This window comes from Sutterella sp., assembly GCF_052272535.1.
Lineage (GTDB): Bacteria > Pseudomonadota > Gammaproteobacteria > Burkholderiales > Burkholderiaceae_F > Sutterella.
In genome coordinates this window covers 1-2,709 of sequence record NZ_DAVZJY010000275.1, presented here as the reverse complement: position 1 = coordinate 2,709, position 2,709 = coordinate 1, and the positions used below count along the sequence as shown (strand labels likewise).

The 2,709-nt window shown below is 68.5% G+C and carries 2 protein-coding genes; both read left to right on the top strand.

Features of this window, described 5'->3' with window-relative positions; translation table 11 throughout:
• Nucleotides 1-484: 484 nt before the first annotated feature.
• A complete protein-coding gene (locus ACT6Y9_RS10200; RefSeq protein WP_443744450.1) occupies nt 485-2,038 on the top strand; it encodes an FAD-dependent oxidoreductase in 1,554 nt (517 codons plus the stop codon).
• 171 nt (nt 2,039-2,209) lie between these two features.
• On the top strand, nt 2,210-2,709 hold a 500-nt coding region (locus ACT6Y9_RS10195), incomplete at its 3' end, for a metallophosphoesterase family protein (protein WP_443744449.1).

Genomic DNA, 2,709 nt, shown 5'->3' with positions numbered 1-2,709 from the left:
GACTAGGGAGGGGCGGGATTCCGCCCGACCAACTGCGGAGGGAAAAATACCCATGGAAGGGTAGTGAAGCCGTCCTACTACCTGCTCTCCTCCGATTCCTTCATGCATGGACGCTATTCTGGCAATGAATAGCGAAAGGCTTTGACGAATCTCAATGACAGGCTTACACAATTGACATAAATCAATAAATCGTCACTTCCAAAACGGGCCGGAGGCCGCGGGGCGGCGCAGGTCCGGCGCATCGGCCATTGAAGTCGTTTGTCGCCGCGGCTTCTCCTGCAGGGCGGGGGAGGCGGCGGCCGGTGCCGCAGGGGGCGCGCTGTCGTCCGGAATCGTTCTTGCGCAGCGCCTTTGCTATCATTGTTTCGTGGATCAGGGTTTTCCCTCTGAGTAGAATGCCCCGCTCGTAATCCCCTTCTTTTTGGAGAACGCCCGCCCGCCTTTTTTAGGGGCGGTCGCTCCCCCCCCCGAGAGCATCTTCGTCATGCCGCACAACTCGTCGCGCCGCACTTTTCTCCAGAAGGCCGGTTTCGCCGGTTGCTCGGGCCTCCTCTTCGGGGGGCTTTCCGGGGCGCTCTCCCGCGCCTGGGGCATGGACGCGGCCGGCTGTACCGCGCCCCACAAGGAAGGGGTGATCACCTGCGACGTCTGCGTGATCGGAGCGGGCGGCGCGGGGCTTGCCGCCGCGATCAGCGCCCACGAGGCGGGCGCGTGCGTGCTCGTTCTCGAAAAGATGCCGCTCGTGGGCGGCAACACGCTCTTGGCCGACGAGGCGGTCTCCTCGCTCGAGGACGTCAAGCGCGCGAAGAGCCGCGTCGAGGCGCAGGAGATCCGCGCCGACCGCACGAAGCTCCTCAAAGAGATGCTCGAGCGCGGCCGCACGGGTCGCCCCGAACTCGAGCGCCTCCTTGTGGACCGCTCGGACGACACGCTCGAATGGTTGATGGCGATCGGTTGCGATCTGCCGCGACGTGAGGCGCGCTGGGGCTACCGTCACGTCTGGGAGTACCGGCCGCCCTCGGGCGAGCCCTTGGGCAGCGAAGTGATGCGCCCGCTTCTCTACCGCGTCGAGCAGTTGGGCATCCCCGTGATCACCCGCACGCGCGCGGAGAACATCACCGGGGGGCTTGACGCCGGGCGACTGCAGGTCCACGCGAAGGACGGGTTCGGCCGCTGCGCCTGCGTCGATGCTGGTGCGGTGGTGATCGCCACGGGCGGCTTCGCCGGGAGCCTCGAGGCGGTGAACCGCCTCTGCCCCGATGCGCCCGCACGCCTCATGACCACCAACACGGCCTCCGCCACGGGCGACGGTCTGCGGCTTGCCGACGGCATGGGCGCGGCCTTCTGCGACCTTGATGCGGTGGTGCTGCAGCCCACGACCGAGGCGCTCTCGGGCGTGATCGTGCCGATGGCGCTCCGCCGCAGCGGCGCCGTCCTCATCAACCGCGAGGGGCGCCGGTTCGTGAACGAACTCGCCGCGTCGGAGGTGGTCTCGAACGCCATCCTCGAGCAGAAGGACGCCTGCGCGTGGCTGGTCGCGGACTCGACCATCACGCTCGCGCGGCGGCTCCAGAGCGACCTTCTTTCGCCCCTGGCGATGCGCGCAGACCCAACGATCCTCGAACTCGCCCGCTCGATCGGCGTCGACGAGGACGCGCTCTACTACACCTTCGACGCGTGCCGCCGCACGCGCTGCACCGACGGGGCGGCGTACCCGAGGTCGCTGCCGTCTGTTCCCTTCGTGGACGCCCCCTTCTACTCGATCAAAGTGCGCCCGGCCTACCACAGCACGCCCGGCGGCATCCGCATCGACACGCAGGCGCGCGCCCTCAACCGCCGCGGGAGCCCGATTCCGGGACTCTTCGCCGCGGGCGAAACCGCGGGCGGCATTTGGGGCCGGCAGCGCCTCGACAACCTCGGCCTCATCGACGCGCTCGTCTTCGGCCGCATCGCCGGGACGTCGGCCGCGCAGGAGGCGAAGGCCCACCGCGCGGTCGAGCTCGCCCGCAAGACGGGCGCGGCGCCGCAGCGCGGCTGATTGCGCCTTCCGATCATTCCTCTGAGACGCCCTGAATGACGTTCCGGGCTCCTCGAAGCAGTCTTCATCCATAGCCAGCCTCTATCAGATGAGCCGGCTCGGAAGCGTCTGAAAGCGGCGCATTCCCGGGCTAAACTGCACCTTCCCGTGAACCCGCTGGACTGAAGTGCAATGCCCGACCCCATCCGCATCCTCCACACCTCCGACTGGCACCTCGGCCGTCCGATCGCCGACATCGACCGGCGGGAGGACTACGCCGCGTTCTTCAACTGGCTCCTCGGCCTGATGGCCGAGCGCCGTCCGGACCTGGTGCTGCTCTCGGGCGACGTCTTCGACACGACGATGCCTTCGGCTGAGGCGCAGCGCCTCTACTACGACTTCCTCGCGCGCGCTCCGCAGACGGGCGTGAAGCAGGTGGTCGTGACGGCGGGCAACCACGACTCGCAGTACTTCCTGCGCGCGGCGCGTCCGGTGCTCGAGGCCCTCGGCGCCTTCGTCGCCGGGAGTCGCACCGAGGAGGAGTGCTTCGTCCTGAAGGACGCCGCGGGCGCTCCGGTCCTCGGCGTCGCGGCCGTGCCCTATCTGCGTGAGGGTGACGTGCGCAGTTCCCGCGCCGACGAGGGCGCGCAGGAGCGCGCCGCCGCCTGGGGGCGCGGGGTCGCCGAGCACTA

Excerpts from the sequence above, each read along its gene's own strand:
- ACT6Y9_RS10200 (WP_443744450.1), top strand. The coding sequence starts at position 485 with ATGCCGCACAACTCGTCGCGCCGCACTTTTCTCCAGAAGGCCGGTTTC.